Raw genomic sequence first — 18,799 nt, 5'->3', positions numbered from 1 at the left:
TTTATGAAGACCGCACAGGAACTCCGCACCGGCAACGTCGTGATGATCGGCGCAGACGCAATGGTCGTGCAAAAGGCCGAATACAACAAATCGGGCCGTAACTCCGCCGTCGTCAAGATGAAGTTCAAGAACCTGCTGACCGGCGCAGGCATGGAAACCGTGTACAAGGCGGACGACAAGTTCGACGTCGTCGTGCTCGAGCGCAAGGAAGTGACGTATTCGTACTTCGCCGATCCGATGTACGTGTTCATGGACGCCGACTACAACCAGTACGAAGTCGAAGCCGAAATGATGGGCGACGCGATGCACTACCTCGAAGACGGCATGGCTTGCGAAGTCGTGTTCTACAACGAGAAGGCGATCTCGGTCGAACTGCCGACCACGCTGGTTCGCGAAATCATCTACACGGAACCGGCAGTCAAGGGCGATACGTCGTCGGGCAAAGTGCTGAAGAACGCCAAGCTGAACACCGGCTTCGAACTGCAAGTGCCGCTCTTCTGCAACATCGGCGACAAGATCGAAATCGACACGCGTACGCACGAATACCGCAGCCGCGCCTAAGCGCCGTCTGCGTCACCCGCCTGCGCCGGCGCTCTGCCGGCCTGCACAAAAAGCGCTCAATTTTGGGCGCTTTTTCTTTTCTGTCGCGCCGTGTATGGTTTAGGAAAACTTTACCGGCAAATTTCTCAAAATTGCCATTGCGACATCCCGATTTCGCGCCGCGCGTGCGGCAAGCCCTTGATCCATTTCATCCAAAGTCTTTGGCACGATCCCTGCTTGATGGAGAGAGTTACGCGAGTACCGCTCATTTCCATCCTCGGAGAGGCACCATGAACAACGACATCGCTGAAGGCAAATGGAGACAGATGGTCGGCAAGGCAAAAGCCGCATGGGGCGAACTGACGGACGACCAGTTGATCAAGGCCGAAGGCCGGGCCGATAAGCTCGCTGGTTTGATTCAGGAACGCTATGGCAAAACCCGTGAACAGGCGGAACTCGAAGTGCGCCGGTTTTTCGATAGCAACCGGGATTTCTGACAGGACGGGTGAAGGAACTACAGACGCGGCCCGCGCGGCTCCAGGCGTAGTGCCGGCGGCTGTCGTTTTTTCACCGCCCAAGGACCGTTCGTTTAGCCCTGTCATCGAGCCCCCAGAGCCCGAGTCCGCGCCATCAGCGTTGGCGGCGCGCCGGGCATTCAACCCATTCATAAAATTGCGCTCGCCATGCCACACGCTCTGATTGTTGAAGACGATCCCAATAGCCTGTCCGGTCTGTCGGCAATCCTCGCCGCCGACGGCTTTTCGGTCGACACCGCGACCACCCTCGCCGAGGCCCGCGGCGCATTGACGCGCTTCATCCCCGACGTCGTGCTCGTCGACCTGAATCTGCCGGACGGCAGCGGCCTCGACCTGTTGCAGCATCTGCCCGCGCATCCGCCAGGCGGTGCGCTTCCGGTAATCGTGATGACCGGCAATGCGACCGTCGAAAGCGCGATCGAGGGCTTGCGGCACGGCATCTGGGACTATCTGCTGAAACCGGTCAACATCCCGCGTCTGCGCAGCCTGCTCGCGCGCATTCCGCGGCCTTATGAGCTGACCGAGGAAGTCCAGGCACTGCGCGCGTCGCTGCGTCAGCTTGGACACTTCGGTTCGATGCTCGGCCGCAGCGGCGCCATTCAGCACGTGTACGACACGATCGAGCGTCTCGCGCCGACCGAAGCCGCGGTGCTGATCTGCGGCGAGGCCGGCACCGGCAAGCAGGTCGCCGCGCGTACGCTGCACGACATGAGTCGCCGCCGCAAAGGTCCGTTCATCACGTTCGATTGCCGCGGCGCGACGGCCGGCGGCCTCAATCGGTCGCTCGACAGCATGCTGTTCGGCCACGAACGCGGTGCGTTCGGCGGCGCCGAGCAGCGCGAGCCGGGCCTCTTCGAACAGGCGAGCGGCGGCACGCTGTTCATCGACGAAATCACCGAGTTGCCGCGCGCGCAGCAGGAAGCGCTGTTGCGCGCGCTCGATTCGCAGACCTTCATGCGCGTGGGCGGCACCAACCAGATCGTTACCGACTTCCGGCTGATCGCGTCGACGCGCGTGCCGCCGCGGGCGGCGGTCGCGGCCGGCTCGCTGCATCAGGAGCTCGCGCTGCGCCTCGAAGCGGCCGCGGTCATGCTGCCGCCGCTGCGCGAACGCGGCGAGGATCCGGTGCTGATCGCGCAGGCAGTCATCGACGAACTGAATGTGGAAGCGGGCGCGCGCGGCACCTCCGAAGTCGCGAAGCAGGCGGGGCCGAACTTCCTGCGCGAATGCCTCGCGTACGATTGGCCGGGCAACGTGCGAGAGCTGCAGGAACGCGTGCGGCGCGCCTATCAGGCATCGGGCGACGTGATCGAGTCGTTGCGCGCCGACGAGTCTGGCACGGCCAACGGCCGCGATCTGAACGGCAGCCGCGTGCAGGTCACGGTTGGCACGCCGCTCGCGGACGTCGAAGAAATGCTGATTCGCGCGACGCTCGACGCCGTTGGCGGCACGCGGCATCGCGCGGCATCGTTGCTGGGAATCAGCCCGAAGACGCTGTACAACAAGTTGCAGCGGATGCGCCTGAACTGAGAAGTCGAATCGCGTGTGCCGTGCATGCCCGTCAAAACTCGACGGGGGCTCGCACCGTTCGGAGCCGATAAAAAATGGCGCCTTGAATTGCTTCAAGGCGCCATTTCCGTTTATGCGAACGTACTGCGCACCAGCCTCTGCGCTTCGGCGTACCGGGGCTCGGCCATCAGCTTGCTCCACGTGAGCGCCTCGCCGCGCGGCCGCATGCGCTTCAGCCGCCGCCGCGATTCCTTCGACGGCGTGACGCGCAGCGCGTCGAGCACCTTCTCCGCTTCGTCCGGCTGGTTGCAGATCAACACCATGTCGCAGCCGGCCTCCAGGGCGGCTTGCGCGCCTTCGGTCAGCGTGCCGCCCTGGCGCGCGGCTTGCATCGACAGATCGTCGCTGAAGATCGCGCCTTCGAAGCCGAGCTTGCCGCGCAGGATGTCCTGCAACCAGATGCGGGAGAAGCCGGCCGGCTTCGCATCGACCCGCGGATACACGACGTGCGCCGGCAACACCGCATCGAGCGACAGACCGAGCCAGTCGTACGGCGCGACGTCGTTGCCGAGGATCTCGTCGAGCGGGCGTTCGTCGACCGGCATCGCGACGTGCGAATCCGCCTGCGCGAAGCCGTGCCCAGGAAAATGCTTGCCGCAATTGCTCATGCCGGCCAACGCCAGACCGTGATTGAGGTTCTTCGCGAGCAGCGCGACCACGCGCGGATCGCGATGGAACGCGCGATCGCCGATCACCTTCGAGTGCCCGTAGTCGAGGTCGAGCACCGGCGTGAAGCTCATGTCGATACCGCACGCGCGCAGCTCCGCGGCGAGGATATAGCCGACCGCGGTCGTCACCTTGGTCGCATGCAGCACGTCCTGGTCCCACAGCGCGCCGAGCTTGCCCATCGACGGCAGCACCGTGAAGCCGTCAGTGCGAAAGCGCTGCACGCGGCCGCCTTCGTGATCGACGGCGATCAGCAGATCCGGGCGAATCGCGCGGATTGCATCGGTCAGCGCAACCAGTTGCGCGCGGCTCTCGTAGTGGCGCGCGAACAGGATCACGCCGCCGGTCATCGGGTGAGCGAGACGTCGTTTGTCGTCGCGGTTCAGCGTTTTGCCGGTCACGTCGAGCATCACCGGTCCGGGTGTGGTTTTCATCGAATTCCGCTGGAAAGGAGCCTGAGACAAAGACAAACGCGACCGCCGGCGGTCGCGTTCAACGTTTTTATTCGGTGGCGGACTGAGCGGACGAAGCCCGCGATGCCGACGCGCCAGGCGAGGCTTCCGCCTCGCCCCCCCGCTGCGTCTCGGCGATCACGAACGACACCGCGTAGTCGCGTTCGTCGCTGATCGTCACGCGCGCCGTGATACCGCGCGCGGCGAGCCAGTCGGCCAACTCGCCGGAGGCGACCACCATCGGCTCGCCGCTCGGGCGGTTCAGCGTCTGCAGCGCGCGCCAGGTCATCGGCCAGTGCATGCCGAGGCCGATTGCCTTCGAGAACGCCTCTTTCGCCGAGAAGCGCGTCGCGAGAAACGCGAGGCCGCGCGCCGCCGAACGGGCCTGGCGCGCGTGATAGACGCGTAGTTCGTCGGGGCCGAGCACCTTCTCGGCGAACCGGCCGTTGGTGCGAGTCATCACCGCCGCTACGCGGCTCACCTGAACGATGTCGGTGCCGATGCCGTAGATTGCCATGCGTGCGTCCGTCGCGAGATTGCGTTACGCGCGCGCGCCGAGACGCGCGGCGACCATGATCGCCTTCATCTCGCGCACCGCGTTGTCCCAGCCCGCGAAGATCGCGTGCGCGACGATCGCATGGCCGATGTTGAGTTCGACGATGCCGTCGATCGCCGCGATCTGCTGCACGTTCGTGTAGTGCAGACCGTGGCCCGCGTTCACCTTGAGGCCGAGCGTCGCGCCGAATTCGACCGCGCGCACGATGCGCTCGTATTCGCGCTGCTGCTCCGCGGGATCGTGCGCTTCCGCATAACGGCCGGTGTGCAGCTCGATCACCGGCGCGCCGGCTTCGTGCGCCGCGCGAATCTGCGTTTCATCGGGGTCGATGAAGAGCGACACGCGCGAGTTCGCGTCCGCCAGTTGCTTGCATGCGGCGCGCACCGCCTCGAACTGTCCGGCGACGTCGAGGCCGCCTTCCGTCGTCAGTTCCTCGCGCTTCTCCGGCACGAGGCACACGTCGTGCGGTTGCACTTCGCACGCGATGTCGAGCATTTCAGGTGTGACCGCACATTCGAGATTCATGCGCGTTTTCAGCAGCGGTCGCAGCTTGTGGACGTCGGCGTCGACGATATGCCGGCGGTCTTCGCGCAGATGCAGCGTGATCACGTCGGCGCCCGCCTCTTCGGCCATCAGTGCGGCGCGGATCGGATCGGGATAGGACGTGCCGCGCGCGTTGCGCAGCGTGGCGACGTGGTCGATGTTCACGCCGAGGTCGATCACGGTCGGCGAAGTCAGGAAGAAGCTCATAAGTTCTGCAGGTCGATCAGGATCTGGCGGGTCGCAAGCGGCGCGCCGCCGAGATAGGTGTTGAGCAGGAAGCGCATCAGCGTTTTGCTTTGCGCGACGGTCTGCGCTCGATGGTAATCGTCCTTTTCCATATCGAGCAAGGTTTGTCCCGACACCACCGGCCACTGCGCGGGCCACTCGTCCGATGCTTCGCGCACGCCACGCTCGGGATCGAACACGTAGCGGCCGTCGGCCAGCACCGCTTTGCGGGCGACCGTGCGGTCGAGCGCCATCGCGTAACCGGTCTCGCGCAGCAGCACGAGTTCGAACGAGCGCAGCACCTGCACCGGCGGCTCATCGTGCGCGAGCCGCGTGAGCGTGACGACGTAGTGATGGAACAACTGCGGATGCGGGTCTTCGCGCGCGCAGAAGCGCACCAGCAATTCGTTGACGTAGAAGCCGCACAAAAGCGCGTCGCCGGTCAGCGGGAGCATGCCGCCGACCCATTCGGCGCCCGTCAGCGTGCGCATTTCGGACTTGCCCGACCACGCAAGCGACAGCGGCTGGAAGGTTTGCAGCACGCCGCGCAGCGCGGAGTGTGGGCGCTTGGCGCCCTTTGCGACGAGCGCGAGACGGCCGTGATCGCGCGACAGCACGTCGATGATCAGACTGGTCTCGCGATACGGGTAGCTATGCAGCACGAACGCCGGCTGCTCGGCGATCCGGTAGTCGGATGCAGAGGCGCGCGGCGCGCGGCGCGCCGACGTTTTGCGCGGCTCGCCGTCGTCGGCGGGCGCACTTTTCGCGGTTTTTGCAGGGGCCGGGGATTTCCTCGCGCTACGCGCGGGCCGCGACGGCTCGTGCTCCGGTTGGTCCGGAACCTCGTCTGAATTCAGCGTCATCCACGCGTCATTCGTACCCATACGCACGAAGCCCGGCTTCGTTGTCGGCCCAGCCGCTCTTCACCTTGACGAAGGTTTCCAGGTACACCGGCCCGTCGAACAGCTTCGCCATGTCGAGGCGCGCCTCGGTACTGATCTGCTTCAGCTTCGCGCCCTTCTGGCCGATGATCATCGCCTTGTGCATGTCGCGATCGACGAGAATCGTCGCGAAGATCCGGCGCAGCCGCCCTTCGGTTTCGAACTTGTCGATCAGCACGGTGCTGGTGTACGGCAGTTCGTCGCCGGTCCAGCGGAACACTTTCTCGCGCAGGATTTCGGCGGCGAGAAAACGCTCGCTGCGATCGGTCAGATCGTCCTCGCCGTAGATCGGCGCGCCTTCCGGCAGGAACGGCTTGATGGTCGCCATCAAACGCTTGATGTCGTCGGCATTTTTCGCCGACAGCGGCACGATCTCGTTGAACTCGCGCAGCGTGCTCATCTGCTGCATGAACGGGAACAGCGAGTCTTTATCCGACACACGATCGAGCTTGTTCGCGATCAGCAGCGTCGGCGCCTTCGGCGGGATCAGGTCGAGCACCCTCTGGTCGTCAGGGCCGAAGCGGCCCGCCTCGATGACGAACAGGATCGCGTCGACCGAGGTCAGCGTCGACGTGACGGCGCGATTCAGCGAGCGGTTCAGCGCGCCGCTGTGTTTGGTCTGGAAACCGGGCGTGTCGACGAAGATGTACTGGGCGTCTTCGAGCGTATTGATGCCGGTGATGCGATGGCGCGTGGTCTGCGCCTTGCGCGATGTGATGCTGACTTTCTGGCCGACCAGCGCGTTCATCAGCGTGGACTTGCCGACATTCGGGCGGCCGACGATCGCGACCATGCCGCAGCGAAAACCAGTGGGAGTGGGAGCGTTCATATTCGGACTACGGCAGGTTCGGTTCGGCACGCGCGAAGCACGCGCCGAGGCAATCAATGGCCAGCATCGGCGACGCGCGTGTGCACCGCGTCGGGGACGCCGGGTTCGTGTTCGGCAGGGGCCTGGGCCGGCGGCACGACCGGCGCGGTCGCGGCGCTCACGCTCGATGCGGCGGTGCCCGGCGCGGTTTCGCGGCCGCGCTGACGCTCAGCGCTGCGAGCGTGTGACGGTGCGTCGGTCTTGAGGTCGGGGGTTTTGTCCGCTGCGGGTTTTTCGGCCGGCTTGTCGACCGGTTTCTCGCCCGCGTGGACCGAAAGCTTGTCGGCCCGCTCTGCCCTGTCGGGCTTCTCGGCGCGCTCCGGCCGGTCCTGTCCGCTGTATTCCACATGCGCGGCGCGGATCATGGCCAGCGGCGCCCCGGCCACACCCGGCGCGGCACGCTCGGCCGCAGGTCTTTCGGCGGCTGGCTTTTCCACGGCGGATTTGTCGGGATGGGCTTCCGCCGCGGCAGCCGCGCGCCCTTCGCCGCGCGCCGCCTTGCGATCCGGTGTGCGCAAATCCAGTGCGGCCTGCACACCGGTCACGCCCGGCACAATTTCCTGCTCGGCGTTTTTCGCGGCGCGCGCACCCTTTGAACGCTTCGACTTCGCGACCACGGCGGGCGCCGCGGCCATCACTTCGTCGAGCGCTTTCTTTGCGGCCGCCTGCTCCGCCGCGCGACGGCTCGCGCCCGAGCCGGACACCTTGACGTCCAGCTTTGGCACCGTGCATTCGACTTCGAACTGCTGATTGTGCGCCGCACCATGGGTGGCGACGACCGTATAGGTAGGCAACGCAATCTTGTGACCCTGCAGATATTCCTGCAGCAAGGTCTTCGCGTCCTTGCCGAGCGTACGCGGGTCGATATGATCGAGGATCGGTACGTAAAGGCGCTTGATGACCGTTTGGGCAGCCTCGAAGCCACCGTCGAGGAAGATCGCACCGAGCACCGCTTCTAGCGTATCCGCGAGGATTGACGGCCGGCGGAAGCCGCCGCTGCGCAACTCGCCCTCGCCGAGGCGCAGGCCCTCCGAAATATTGAGTGCCTGAGCAATCTCGTAGAGGGACTGCTGTTTGACCAGATTGGCGCGCACGCGCGACAGGTCGCCTTCGTCGAGTTTGCCGAAACGTTGGAACAAAAGCGCAGCCACCGCGCAATTCAGAACGGAATCGCCGAGAAACTCGAGCCGTTCGTTGTGCGTGGAGCTATGACTGCGGTGTGTTAAAGCCTGGCGCAGCAATTCCGCATTGCGAAATTCGTAGCGCAAACGGCCTTCCAACGGAGATAGGGGCATGGGCAGAGTATAACGCGGGCGCCTGACCCGGCGGAAACGCGGGGCGCCAGCGGAAAAAGCGTGGTGAAGCGACGTTACCGCGAGTTCTTAAAGTGGCATGACAACACGCCGCGACCGAGATAACCGGGTGCCAGTTATTCGCGCGGCGTGTGTGAAGCGCTCATGCAGCGCTCATGCAGCGATCAATGCATGCGACTCACTGGAAAGAGCCGATACGTCGCAGATCGCTGAAGTTCATCCAGATGAAAAATGCGCGACCGACGATATTGCGTTCAGGCGCAAAACCCCAGTACCGGCTATCTGCGCTGTTGTCGCGGTTATCGCCCATCATGAAGAAATTGCCCGGCGGCACTTTGCAGATCACGCCGCGCGCGTTGTACTGGCAGTTGTCGCGATAGGGATAGTCTTCCGCACCAACGATGAACGGCGGCACCGCCGGATTATTCAGAATCGCGTTCTTGCGGCCGTCGATATCTTCCTGGAACTGCTTCGCATAGCCGAGTCGCTCTTCGTCGAGATAATCGGGCAGCGGCGTTTCGGCCACCGGCTTGCCATTGATCGTGAGCTTCTTGTCCTGATACTCGATCACGTCGCCCGGCAGGCCGATCACGCGCTTGATGTAATCGACCGATTCGTCCTTCGGATAACGGAACACCACCACGTCGCCGCGCTGGACCGGACGGCCCTGCGTGATCTTCGTGTTGGTGATCGGCAAACGAAGACCGTATTCGAATTTATTGACGAGGATGAAGTCGCCCACCAGCAGCGTGGGCACCATGGAGCCCGATGGGATCTTGAACGGCTCGACCACGAACGAGCGCACGACGAACACCACCAGAATCACCGGGAAAAAGCTCGCCGTATATTCGAGCCACCACGGTTGACGCAGCTTGTCGTCGCGCAGACGCGCGCGCGTTTGCGCAGCGTTTTCATCGGCGAAACGTTCGCCGATGCGTGCCTGCTGACGATCGAATTCGGCAACCGCGGCTTCCGCATCGCGGCGCCGCTTCGGCAGGAAAACCAGTTTGTCCGCGACCCATGCGACACCCGTCAATACGACGAGCACAAAAAGAATCAGCGCAAAATTCATAGGGTTCCGTTATTCAACTTATTTGTCTTCGACACGCAGAATAGCGAGGAAAGCCTCTTGCGGGATTTCAACCGAGCCCACCTGCTTCATTCGCTTCTTGCCTGCCTTCTGCTTTTCCAGCAGCTTCTTCTTCCGCGTAATATCGCCGCCGTAGCATTTTGCCAGCACGTTCTTACGCAACGCTTTAATGTTTTCGCGCGCAATAATGTTCGAACCGATCGTGGCCTGAACCGCTACGTCGTACATCTGACGCGGAATCAGCTCGCGCATTTTCGCTGCCACTTCGCGGCCGCGGTACTGGCTTTGCGAGCGATGCACGATAACCGACAGCGCATCGACCTTGTCGCCGTTGATCAGCATGTCGACCTTCACGACGTCGGAGGCGCGGTATTCCTTGAACTCGTAATCCATCGACGCATAACCGCGCGAAATCGACTTCAGACGGTCGAAGAAATCGAGCACGACTTCGCCCATCGGGATTTCGTACGTGAGCTGGACCTGACGCCCGTGATACTGCATGTTGATCTGGTTGCCGCGCTTCTGCGTACACAGCGTGATCACCGCGCCGACGTAGTCTTGCGGCATGTACAGGTTCACGGTGACGATCGGCTCACGCACTTCCTCGATCTTCGACGGCTCCGGCATCTTGGCCGGATTCTCGACCATCAGGGTCGTGCCGTCACGCTGCAGGACTTCGTAGACCACGGTCGGCGCCGTCGTGATCAGGTCCATGTCGAACTCGCGTTCGAGACGTTCCTGCACGATTTCCATATGCAACAGACCGAGGAAGCCGCAGCGGAAACCGAAACCGAGCGCCTGCGATACTTCTGGTTCGTACTGCAGCGACGCGTCGTTCAGCTTGAGCTTTTCGAGCGAGTCGCGCAGCGCGTCGTACTGGTTCGCTTCGACCGGATAGAGACCCGCGAACACCTGCGGTTTCACTTCCTTGAAGCCCGGCAGCGGCGCGGCAGCCGGCTGGTTCACCAGCGTAACGGTGTCACCGACCTTCGCCGCGGCGAGTTCCTTGATGCCGGCGATGATGAAGCCCACCTGCCCCGCCGACAGCGATTCGAGATTCTTCGATTTCGGCGTGAATACGCCGATATGCTCGACCGGATACTGGGCGCCGGTTGCCATCAGCCGGATCTTGTCCTTCGGACGCAGCGTGCCGTTGACGATGCGCACGAGCATCACGACACCGACGTAGTTGTCGAACCACGAGTCGATGATCAGCGCCTGCAGCGGTGCTTCCGGATCGCCCTTCGGCGGCGGCACTTTCGCGATCAGCGCCTCGAGCACGTCTTCGACGCCGAGGCCCGTCTTCGCGCTGCAATGCGTCGCGTCGGTCGCGTCGATGCCGATCACGTCCTCGATTTCGGCGATCGCGTTTTCGGGGTTCGCCGCCGGCAGGTCGATCTTGTTCAGCACCGGCACCACTTCGACGCCGAGTTCGATGGCCGTGTAGCAATTGGCGACGGTTTGCGCCTCCACGCCCTGGCTCGCGTCGACGACGAGCAGCGCGCCTTCGCACGCGGACAGCGAGCGACTGACTTCGTACGAGAAGTCGACGTGCCCCGGTGTGTCGATCATGTTCAGGTTGTAGACCTGCCCGTCGCGCGCGCGATATGACAACGCGGCGGTCTGCGCCTTGATGGTAATGCCGCGCTCACGCTCGAGATCCATCGAGTCGAGCACCTGGGCTTCCATCTCGCGGTCGGACAGACCGCCACAAATCTGGATGATGCGATCGGCGAGCGTCGACTTGCCATGGTCGATGTGCGCAATGATCGAGAAGTTACGAATATGATCCATTCAGTGCCGATCAAGCGAAAAGGCGCGCCCGGACAATAGCGGAGCACGCCTTGTAAGTAGGTGAAAATCCTATCTATTTTAGCCGAAAAGGCCATCGGCCGGCGCATCTTGCTAAGCGCGGACAGAAAGACGGACCAGGAGGTGCAAGAAAATCACTGAGAGCATCGCGGTGAGCCGCGGTAAAAACGCACCTGATCGCTCAAATCAGGATGCCGCCGCTACACGCGATGCATGTGCGGCCAACGCCGCCCGCACGCGCGCTTCGTCGAGATGGTAGTGGCACAGCTCGGCGCCATCGCAAACCAGCACTGGCACCAGCTCGTTGTAACGCGCTTCGAGCGACGGATCGCTGTCGACGTCGATCACCGCCAGTTGCGCGCCGAACTCAGCCAGTAACGGCTCGAGAGCGGCGCGCATGTCCTCGCACAGATGGCACCACGCGCGCCCATAAAGCGTGAGCGATGCCGTCTTCGTCATTTCTGCGCGCTGCGCGGGCGGATCGGCACAAACTGCGTGTTGTCGCCGCGACGAACCAGCAACGCGACCATCTTCTGCGAATCGAGGTGCGACGTCACTTCGTCGAACTGCTTCGCGCTCGTCACGTCCGTATCGCCGACCCGCAGGATGATGTCGCCCTTTTGGAGCCCGACACGCGCGGCCGGACCGTCGACCGCGTCGATCTGCACGCCGTTCTGAATCTTCAGCGCTTTCTGCTGATCGGCGGGAATGTCGCTGACCGCAATGCCGAGCGCGTTGGTCGCGCGCTGCTTCGGCGGCTGCGGTTTCTTCTGATCTGCCTTCGCGACCTTATCCGGCTGCATTTCGGCGATCGTGATCGACAGATCGCGCGTTTGACCCTTGCGCCAGATCGTGATCGATGTCTTCGTGCCCGGCTTCGTATCGCCGACCATGCGCGGGAGGTCCGTCGCGGTGTCGACCGAATGACCGTTGAACTTCAGGATGATGTCGCCCGGCTGCACGCCGGCCTTGTCGGCCGGCCCCCCCGGCTCGACGCTGCTGACGAGCGCGCCCTGCGCCTTCGGCAAACCTAGCGAATCGGCGACGTCCTTCGTCACTTCGCCGATCGCCACCGCGATGCGGCCGCGCACCACCTTGCCCGAACTCTTCAGCTGATCGGCCACGCGCATCGCCTCGTCGATCGGAATCGCGAACGAAATGCCCATGAAACCGCCGGTGCGGCTATAGATCTGCGAATTGATGCCGATCACCTCACCTTGCATGTTGATCAGCGGACCGCCCGAGTTGCCGGGATTGACGGCGACGTCGGTCTGGATGAACGGCAGGTAGTCGCCGGTGTCGCGCCCCTTCGCGCTGACGATGCCGGCCGTTACCGTGTTTTCGAGACCGAACGGAGAACCGATCGCGACGACCCATTCGCCGACGCGCACCTTGTTCGAATCGCCGATCGTGATGGTCGGCAGATTCGACGCGTTGATTTTCACGACCGCGACGTCGGTTCGGTCGTCGACACCGATCAGCTTCGCCTTGAATTCGCGTTTGTCGGTCAGCGTCACGTAGATCGTGTCCGCGTCGTCGATGACGTGCGCATTGGTCATCACGTAGCCGTCAGCCGACAGGATGAAGCCCGAGCCTACCCCACTGTTCTGTTCGGCGTCGGTGTTGTCCGGTGAATCCGGACTGCCGCCACTTCCGCCGCCGCCGCCACCGCCACCGCCGTTATCGCCCCCGTGCGGCGATTGCGGCGACTGCGGCATCGGAATCCCGAAGAAACGCCGGAAGAACTCCGACATGTCGCCGTCGTCCATACCCGGCGGCAGTCCGCCGCGGGAACTACCGTTCGACACGCGCGTTGTCGTGCGAATGTTGACGACCGCCGGGCCGACCTTGTCGACGAGGTCAGTAAAGTCGGGCAGATTGGCAGCGGGAGCCGCCGATGCCATATGCGGCACAAGCGGCAAACACGCCGCCACCACTACGGCCGCGAGGAATTTGCGCACCGAGAAAGTCGTCATATCGTAGCAAGCCGAGGGATTTCAGGATTCGGAAGGGTTACTTCGGAGCTTTGTATTCTATGGCAGACGCGAACTGCTGCAATGTGGTTTGGGGCACCTCACCGAGCAGGGTAATCCAGAAGTCGCCCTGACGCTTGACCAGTACGTGCGTTGCGCCGCTATCGCCCGTGCCCTCCTTGCGCGTATTGTTCTCGACCGGCTCGACGAACACCGAAATCGCCGCGAGGCCGTCGGAAAACACTGCCTGATCGACCGGGATTGGCGGCTGCCCCGTCTCGCGCGACGCCATCGGGCGGCGTAACTGGCGAATCATGTGGAAGCCCGGAACCGATGGCGTGATCTGCCAACCCTGCGCGGCCATGTCGACCGGCTCGACGGGCGGACGCACGACGGTCCAGCCCGCGAGATTGCGAATGCCGTTGACGATGCCCGTCTTGTCGACCGGAACGCCGATGCGGACCTGCGAAAACGACAGCTGCTCCAGTACCTGGCCGCTCGGGTCGAGCGTCTGAGCGCGCAGCAGCAGACCGGTTTTTTTGTCGGCCCATAGCTTGTACGCGAAGCGGTACGAGTCTTTGGGATCGAGTTCCATCACGACACTGTCGACGCCCGCCACGCGGTCGTCGCCAAGCATTTTCGGCTCGTAGACGGACAGTACCTGCTCGCCGTTCACGGCCAGCAGCGCAGGGAACGAGTCTTTGTTCTGCCGCTTTTCGAAGACTACGATACGCCGCTCGGGCACGAACGTGTACATGTCGTCGTTATGCCGGAGCATCTTGCGCGGCTTGCCGTCGAGGCTTTCGAGCTGCTCGAACTCGCCGTCCGCATGCGTGGAGTAGTGCGCGATGCGCGACGTCTGCACGAAATTGCCGCGCTGATAGACGAACGCGCCCTCGTAATTCTGCTGCTGGGCGGCCTCGTGGATGCGGTCGAGCAGTGCCGCCGCCGTGCGACGGACGACGGTCGGATCGTCTTGTGCGAAGACCCGCGGTGTGGCGGACAACAACACGGCTGCACAGAACAGAAATGCTGGCAACCGCCCCCAGATAGTCGTTTTATTGAACCGCGGAGTCTGCATCAAACTATTGGCCCTGCGTGGAGACTGAGGCAGCGCGAATTACCGGCATCGAGCCTGCCATCACCGGTTGTTGCGCGAACTGCTGATGAGCTTCGAGGTATTGATCGAGGCTCGCGTCGCGAATGATGTTGGCGTCTTGCGCCGGCACCGAAGCCATGGCGACCCGCTGCACCGTATCGCCGTGCGATTGGAGCGAAGCGAGCTGGGCACCCGGACCACCCGGCACGCCCTGCAACTGCGGCACGACGATCCAGGTCAACGTTGCGGCGGCGGCAGCGACGGCAAAAGCCGGCACCACCCGGCGGCGCAGCCCGAGCAGGCGGCGCGTGACCGACGCGGACGCGGCGGCTGGCGCAAGCACATGCGGCTCGCTTTCGAGACGCGCGGCAAAGCCGCTCAGAAAGGCGCTGCTCCGTGCGGGACTGACTGCCAGATCGTCGGAACGCAGCGCGTCGCCGATCAGGTGGTAGCTCGACCAGGCGGCGCGATCATCGCCGTCCAGCTCCGCAAGAAACTTGTCCAGATTCAGATGCTCTTCGCCGAACAGCTCACCGTCGACGAAAGCGGACAGACGCTCGCCGTGCGAGCTCGCTTGCGACTGCATCGAGACCGACCCCATGATGCTCCCCATCTTCCAAATATCCCGTAGTGACACCACTAATCCAGATATTGCACCGCTGCCCCGCCAAGCCGGCTGGACGCTCAGAAACGTCTACCAGCGCTTGCCTTCGGGTGTGTCAAGCAACGGTCGCAATTTTGCCGCAATGGCTTCGCGAGCGCGGAAAATTCGTGATCTGACTGTGCCAATTGGACAACCCATCATCTCAGCGATTTCCTCGTAGCTCAAACCCTCAATTTCTCGAAGAGTAATGGCGGTGCGCAATTCTTCCGGTAAAACCGCCATCGCAGCATTGACCGTCTCGGCGATCTGCTTGCTCATCAACATCGACTCAGGCGTGTTGATATCCCTTAGTTGGTCGGCGTCGGAGAAAGTTTCAGCTTCTTCAGCATCCGCTTCGGTCGAGGTCGGCGCGCGCCGGCCCTGGGTGGCAAGGTAGTTCTTCGCGGTATTGACCGCAATCCGGTACAACCACGTATAAAACGCCGACTCGCCGCGAAACTGCGGCAACGCGCGATACGCCTTGATAAAAGCGTCCTGCGCGACGTCTTCGACTTCGGCGGGGTCCCGCACGAGACGCGAGATCAGCCGGAGAATCTTGCGGTGGTATTTGGAGACCAGAAGCTCGAACGCGGCCTTGTCGCCCTTCTGAACGCGCTCGACCAGCACCTGATCAATTTCTTTTTCGCTCACCTGATAAATCCGTTAACTATAGGGCGCATGGCGGGGGACTATTGTAGCGTCCCCCTCGTGAGGGCACGTTACTACGGTAACAGCGGTTACAGTCGTTACAGTCAGGCGCCGGCCGCACGCCGGCCCAGCACGGAAAGTTCGCGGAAAACGGTGGACGGCGACGCGTCGGCGGTGAGCAGCAGGGAGCGCATGCGGCGGCGCCCTTGACCACCCTCGGGCTCGATCGCGAGCACCAGCAAGCGGCCGCTCCACTGCGCGCACCCGACCACGCGGCCTCGCGCGAGCAACACGCCCGCGTGGTTCCAAGCGGAAATTTCGCCCATCGCGACACGCAGCGCGACGGGTTGCACCGCCTCATGCCTCGCCGCGCACAGCGCGAGCAGCGCTGCGACGGCAAGCGTCAACGGAGCAGCCTGCCACGCGCCCAACCGCGGCGCGAGGCAGGTATAGACGGCTAACGTCACAATCAGCACGAACGCCCCCAGCGCGGCACGCATTGCGACCGAACGACGCAGCGCAATCCGCTGCGCCGCGCTGCCCAATGTTGCCGGCGTGGGAGAAAGCGCCGGCGAAGCCGGCGTCGTGAACTGACTCGTCACCCGTGGTCAGGCGATCAGGCGCGCTTGAACACCAGCGTGCCGTTCGTGCCGCCGAACCCGAACGAGTTCTTCAGCGCGACGTCGATCTTCATGTCCCGCGCGGTGTTCGCGCAGTAATCGAGATCGCAGGCCGGGTCCTGGTTGAAGATGTTGATGGTCGGAGGCGAGACCTGGTGATGCACGGCGAGCACCGTGAACACCGACTCCAGACCGCCCGCGCCGCCCAGCAGGTGACCCGTCATCGACTTGGTCGAGTTGACGACCATGTCCTTTGCGTGGTCGCCGAACGCCCGCTTGATACCGGTCGTTTCCGCCAGATCGCCGAGCGGCGTGGACGTGCCGTGCGCGTTCAGGTAATTCACCTGATCGCCGTTGATACCCGCGTTCTTCAATGCGGCGAGCATGCAGCGGCGTGCGCCGTCGCCGTCTTCGAGCGGAGCGGTCATGTGATACGCATCGCCGCTCATGCCGTAGCCGCCGATTTCCGCGTAAATCTTCGCGCCACGCGCCTTCGCGTGCTCGTATTCTTCGAGCACCATCACGCCCGCGCCTTCGCCGAGCACGAAGCCGTCACGGTCCTTGTCCCACGGACGGCTCGCGGTCGCCGGATCGTCATTGCGCTGCGACAGCGCGCGTGCCGCCGCAAAGCCGCCGATACCGAGCGGCGACACGGTCGATTCCGCGCCACCGGCGATCATCACGTCGGCGTCGCCGTATTCGATCAGGCGCGAAGCTTCGCCGATGCAATGCAGACCGGTCGTGCACGCGGTGACGATCGACAGATTCGGACCCTTGATGCCGAACTTGATCGACAAGTGGCCGGAGATCATGTTGATGATCGAAGCCGGCACGAAGAACGGCGAAATGCGACGCGGGCCGCGATTGAGCAATTCGGTCTGGGTGATTTCGATCATCGGCAGACCGCCGATGCCCGAACCGACCACCACGCCAATGCGCTCCGAATTCTCGTCGGTGACTTCGAGGCCGCTGTCCTGCATCGCCTGGATGCCCGCAGCCACGCCGTAATGGATGAACGTATCCATGTGGCGCGCTTCCTTACCGGGGATGTAGTCCTCGATATTGAAGCCCTTCACCTCGCCGGCGAAACGAGTGGAGAAGTTCGACGCATCGAACTTCGTGATATTGGCAATCCCAGACTTGCCGGCGACCAGATTGGCCCAGCCATCGGCAACATTATTGCCAACAGGCGAAATCAGCCCCAGGCCTGTAACAACAACACGACGGCGGCTCACGGTAACCCCTTTTTCATAGATGACAACAAGCAAAAGCCACAGCGGCCACAGGAATCGCCCTGTGTGCCCTGTGGCTGTTTAAGTCGGCAATCGCGCGAAAAGTTGCGCTGTCAACATCGCTGGCTCCTGACGACCAAGCGGCGCGGCGCATGGTGTGTCAATGGACACGCCCCATAGCGCCGACCCTGCTGGTGCCGGCAAGCGGCACGGCAGGGCGTCATGCGCGGCCCGTGCAGAAACGCAGGCGCGAATGACCTTAGGCCTTGACGTTCGCGCGAGCGTAGTCGATCGCTTGCTGAACGGTAGTGATCTTCTCGGCTTCTTCATCCGGAATTTCCATGCCGAATTCGTCTTCGAGGGCCATCACGAGCTCAACGGTGTCGAGCGAGTCGGCGCCGAGATCGTTCACGAACGACGCTTCGTTCTTGATTTCCGCTTCCGCAACGCCCAGTTGTTCCGCGACGATCTTCTTGACGCGCTGTTCGATATTGTCCATTACCCCTCCAAGGGAAAAGAAGTTCAAAAATACAGGTGCGCGCATTTTATCAGGTTTGACCCGGCAAAAAAGCGGCGCTTCGGGTTCCTGTCAACGCCTGCGCCTCGTGCTTCTGCAAACACATCGAGGCGCGGATAGTAACCGAATCTGGTTACTGCATATACATGCCGCCGTTCACGTGCAGCGTCGTGCCGGTGATGTAGCCCGCTTGCGGCGACGCGAGGAACGCGACCGCGTGCGCGATGTCTTCCGGGCTGCCGAGACGGCCGAGCGGAATCTGCGTTTTCAGCGCGGTCTGCTGTTCTTCGGGCAGCGCTTTCGTCATGTCGGTATCGATGAAACCAGGCGCCACGCAATTGACCGTGATGCCGCGGCTGCCGATTTCACGCGCGAGCGCGCGCGTCATGCCCGCGACGCCGGCCTTCGCGGCCGCATAGTTGATCTGCCCCGGGTTGCCTGCCGAGCCGACCACCGACGTGATGTTGATGATGCGGCCGCCCTTCGCTTTCATCATCGGGCGCAGCACCGCGCGCGACAGGCGGAACACCGACTTCAGGTTGGTGTCGATCACCGCGTCCCAGTCGTCGTCCTTCATGCGCATCGCCAGTTGATCCTGGGTGATGCCGGCGTTGTTCACCAGCACGTTGAGCGCGCCGAATTCCTTGACCGTGCCGTCGATCAGCGCTTCGGCTGCGGCCGCGTCGTTGACGTCGAGCACCGCGCCGCGGCCGTTCACGCCCGCCGCCTTGAACGCTTCGCTGATTGCAGCCGCCCCGCTTTCGCTCGTCGCGGTGCCGATCACCGTAGCGCCCTGATGCGCGAGTTCCATCGCGATCGCACGGCCGATGCCGCGCGATGCGCCCGTCACGATTGCGATCTGCTTGTCGAGAGTCTTTTCCATCTGTCAGTCCGGATGCCCTTCAAATAGGGCTGATTGATTCTTGTTGATTCGTCTGTCGAGAGCTGTCGCGTCA

General features: G+C 63.1%; 20 protein-coding genes. 3 read left to right on the top strand and 17 right to left on the bottom strand.

Features of this window, described 5'->3' with window-relative positions; all coding sequences use genetic code 11:
- The first annotated feature begins 3 nt into the window (after positions 1-3).
- The 3 genes from efp to EVC45_RS11930 all read left to right on the top strand — a co-directional run bounded on the left by efp (position 4) and on the right by EVC45_RS11930 (position 2,606).
- Complete coding sequence (gene efp / locus EVC45_RS11940) at positions 4-561, top strand: elongation factor P (protein WP_008919334.1); 558 nt, start codon at positions 4-6, stop codon at positions 559-561.
- Positions 562-830: 269 nt separating this feature from the next.
- On the top strand, positions 831-1,037 hold the full coding sequence (locus EVC45_RS11935) for a CsbD family protein (RefSeq protein WP_129958191.1): 207 nt from the start codon (positions 831-833) through the stop codon (positions 1,035-1,037).
- 186 nt (positions 1,038-1,223) lie between these two features.
- Complete coding sequence (locus tag EVC45_RS11930; RefSeq protein WP_129958190.1) at positions 1,224-2,606, top strand: sigma-54 dependent transcriptional regulator; 1,383 nt, start codon at positions 1,224-1,226, stop codon at positions 2,604-2,606.
- Between the two features lie 110 nt (positions 2,607-2,716).
- Here the strand turns inward: EVC45_RS11930 and nagZ are convergent, their stop codons facing one another.
- The 17 genes from nagZ to fabG form a co-directional block, all read right to left on the bottom strand.
- Positions 2,717-3,745 (bottom strand): beta-N-acetylhexosaminidase, encoded by a 1,029-nt coding sequence (gene nagZ, locus EVC45_RS11925; protein ID WP_129958189.1) that lies wholly within the window; start codon positions 3,743-3,745, stop codon positions 2,717-2,719.
- Between the two features lie 67 nt (positions 3,746-3,812).
- Positions 3,813-4,280: a holo-ACP synthase gene (acpS, locus tag EVC45_RS11920; protein WP_129958188.1), complete on the bottom strand. Its 468-nt coding sequence runs from the start codon at positions 4,278-4,280 to the stop codon at positions 3,813-3,815.
- A gap of 24 nt (positions 4,281-4,304) precedes the next feature.
- A complete protein-coding gene (gene pdxJ, locus EVC45_RS11915; protein ID WP_129958187.1) occupies positions 4,305-5,069 on the bottom strand; it encodes a pyridoxine 5'-phosphate synthase in 765 nt (254 codons plus the stop codon).
- A complete protein-coding gene (gene recO / locus EVC45_RS11910) occupies positions 5,066-5,971 on the bottom strand; it encodes a DNA repair protein RecO (protein ID WP_129958186.1) in 906 nt (301 codons plus the stop codon). Before recO ends, pdxJ begins: the two co-directional genes overlap by 4 nt.
- Positions 5,958-6,857: a GTPase Era gene (gene era, locus EVC45_RS11905; RefSeq protein WP_129958185.1), complete on the bottom strand. Its 900-nt coding sequence runs from the start codon at positions 6,855-6,857 to the stop codon at positions 5,958-5,960. The genes recO and era overlap by 14 nt, the downstream gene beginning before the upstream one ends.
- Before the next feature lie 53 nt (positions 6,858-6,910).
- Positions 6,911-8,191 (bottom strand): ribonuclease III, encoded by a 1,281-nt coding sequence (rnc, locus tag EVC45_RS11900; protein ID WP_129958184.1) that lies wholly within the window; start codon positions 8,189-8,191, stop codon positions 6,911-6,913.
- A gap of 196 nt (positions 8,192-8,387) precedes the next feature.
- Complete coding sequence (lepB, locus tag EVC45_RS11895; RefSeq protein WP_129958183.1) at positions 8,388-9,281, bottom strand: signal peptidase I; 894 nt, start codon at positions 9,279-9,281, stop codon at positions 8,388-8,390.
- 18 nt (positions 9,282-9,299) lie between these two features.
- Entirely contained in the window at positions 9,300-11,093 is a 1,794-nt protein-coding gene (lepA, locus tag EVC45_RS11890; RefSeq protein ID WP_129958182.1) for a translation elongation factor 4, read from the bottom strand.
- Between the two features lie 204 nt (positions 11,094-11,297).
- Entirely contained in the window at positions 11,298-11,570 is a 273-nt protein-coding gene (locus EVC45_RS11885; protein WP_129958181.1) for a glutaredoxin family protein, read from the bottom strand.
- On the bottom strand, positions 11,567-13,087 hold the full coding sequence (locus EVC45_RS11880; protein ID WP_129958180.1) for a DegQ family serine endoprotease: 1,521 nt from the start codon (positions 13,085-13,087) through the stop codon (positions 11,567-11,569). Before EVC45_RS11880 ends, EVC45_RS11885 begins: the two co-directional genes overlap by 4 nt.
- 37 nt (positions 13,088-13,124) lie before the next feature.
- The gene (locus EVC45_RS11875; RefSeq protein ID WP_129958179.1) at positions 13,125-14,165 is read right to left on the bottom strand and encodes a MucB/RseB C-terminal domain-containing protein; all 1,041 of its coding nucleotides are present in this window, start codon (positions 14,163-14,165) and stop codon (positions 13,125-13,127) included.
- A 4-nt stretch (positions 14,166-14,169) separates the two neighbouring features.
- Positions 14,170-14,784, bottom strand: coding sequence for a sigma-E factor negative regulatory protein (locus tag EVC45_RS11870; RefSeq protein WP_129958178.1), 615 nt, complete (start codon positions 14,782-14,784; stop codon positions 14,170-14,172).
- Positions 14,785-14,877: 93 nt separating this feature from the next.
- A complete protein-coding gene (rpoE, locus tag EVC45_RS11865; protein WP_006051939.1) occupies positions 14,878-15,477 on the bottom strand; it encodes an RNA polymerase sigma factor RpoE in 600 nt (199 codons plus the stop codon).
- 101 nt (positions 15,478-15,578) lie between these two features.
- Positions 15,579-16,076, bottom strand: a complete 498-nt coding sequence (locus EVC45_RS11860) for a hypothetical protein (RefSeq protein ID WP_129958177.1) — start codon at positions 16,074-16,076, stop codon at positions 15,579-15,581.
- 14 nt (positions 16,077-16,090) lie between these two features.
- Positions 16,091-17,329: a beta-ketoacyl-ACP synthase II gene (gene fabF / locus EVC45_RS11855; protein WP_062127833.1), complete on the bottom strand. Its 1,239-nt coding sequence runs from the start codon at positions 17,327-17,329 to the stop codon at positions 16,091-16,093.
- A 256-nt stretch (positions 17,330-17,585) separates the two neighbouring features.
- The gene (gene acpP, locus EVC45_RS11850; protein ID WP_004197638.1) at positions 17,586-17,825 is read right to left on the bottom strand and encodes an acyl carrier protein; all 240 of its coding nucleotides are present in this window, start codon (positions 17,823-17,825) and stop codon (positions 17,586-17,588) included.
- Positions 17,826-17,976: 151 nt separating this feature from the next.
- Positions 17,977-18,726 (bottom strand): 3-oxoacyl-ACP reductase FabG, encoded by a 750-nt coding sequence (fabG, locus tag EVC45_RS11845; protein ID WP_129958176.1) that lies wholly within the window; start codon positions 18,724-18,726, stop codon positions 17,977-17,979.
- Between the last annotated feature and the right edge of the window lie 73 nt (positions 18,727-18,799).

The sequence above is a fragment of the Paraburkholderia sp. UYCP14C genome, from assembly GCF_004197395.1.
Lineage (GTDB): Bacteria > Pseudomonadota > Gammaproteobacteria > Burkholderiales > Burkholderiaceae > Paraburkholderia.
Note: the sequence above shows the minus strand (reverse complement) of the source record. Positions and strands in the feature narration are given on the sequence as shown.

What these genes read in the sequence shown, in the direction of transcription:
- acpS (WP_129958188.1), bottom strand. Translation starts at nt 4,280, where the DNA reads ATGGCAATCTACGGCATCGGCACCGACATCGTTCAGGTGAGCCGCGTA.
- lepA (WP_129958182.1), bottom strand. Translation starts at nt 11,093, where the DNA reads ATGGATCATATTCGTAACTTCTCGATCATTGCGCACATCGACCATGGC.
- nagZ (WP_129958189.1), bottom strand. Translation starts at nt 3,745, where the DNA reads ATGAAAACCACACCCGGACCGGTGATGCTCGACGTGACCGGCAAAACG.
- lepB (WP_129958183.1), bottom strand. Translation starts at nt 9,281, where the DNA reads ATGAATTTTGCGCTGATTCTTTTTGTGCTCGTCGTATTGACGGGTGTC.
- EVC45_RS11885 (WP_129958181.1), bottom strand. Translation starts at nt 11,570, where the DNA reads ATGACGAAGACGGCATCGCTCACGCTTTATGGGCGCGCGTGGTGCCAT.
- EVC45_RS11880 (WP_129958180.1), bottom strand. Translation starts at nt 13,087, where the DNA reads ATGACGACTTTCTCGGTGCGCAAATTCCTCGCGGCCGTAGTGGTGGCG.
- acpP (WP_004197638.1), bottom strand. Translation starts at nt 17,825, where the DNA reads ATGGACAATATCGAACAGCGCGTCAAGAAGATCGTCGCGGAACAACTG.
- recO (WP_129958186.1), bottom strand. Translation starts at nt 5,971, where the DNA reads ATGGGTACGAATGACGCGTGGATGACGCTGAATTCAGACGAGGTTCCG.
- EVC45_RS11870 (WP_129958178.1), bottom strand. Translation starts at nt 14,784, where the DNA reads ATGGGGTCGGTCTCGATGCAGTCGCAAGCGAGCTCGCACGGCGAGCGT.
- efp (WP_008919334.1), top strand. Translation starts at nt 4, where the DNA reads ATGAAGACCGCACAGGAACTCCGCACCGGCAACGTCGTGATGATCGGC.
- rnc (WP_129958184.1), bottom strand. Translation starts at nt 8,191, where the DNA reads ATGCCCCTATCTCCGTTGGAAGGCCGTTTGCGCTACGAATTTCGCAAT.
- pdxJ (WP_129958187.1), bottom strand. Translation starts at nt 5,069, where the DNA reads ATGAGCTTCTTCCTGACTTCGCCGACCGTGATCGACCTCGGCGTGAAC.
- EVC45_RS11875 (WP_129958179.1), bottom strand. Translation starts at nt 14,165, where the DNA reads ATGCAGACTCCGCGGTTCAATAAAACGACTATCTGGGGGCGGTTGCCA.
- era (WP_129958185.1), bottom strand. Translation starts at nt 6,857, where the DNA reads ATGAACGCTCCCACTCCCACTGGTTTTCGCTGCGGCATGGTCGCGATC.
- fabG (WP_129958176.1), bottom strand. Translation starts at nt 18,726, where the DNA reads ATGGAAAAGACTCTCGACAAGCAGATCGCAATCGTGACGGGCGCATCG.
- EVC45_RS11935 (WP_129958191.1), top strand. Translation starts at nt 831, where the DNA reads ATGAACAACGACATCGCTGAAGGCAAATGGAGACAGATGGTCGGCAAG.
- EVC45_RS11930 (WP_129958190.1), top strand. Translation starts at nt 1,224, where the DNA reads ATGCCACACGCTCTGATTGTTGAAGACGATCCCAATAGCCTGTCCGGT.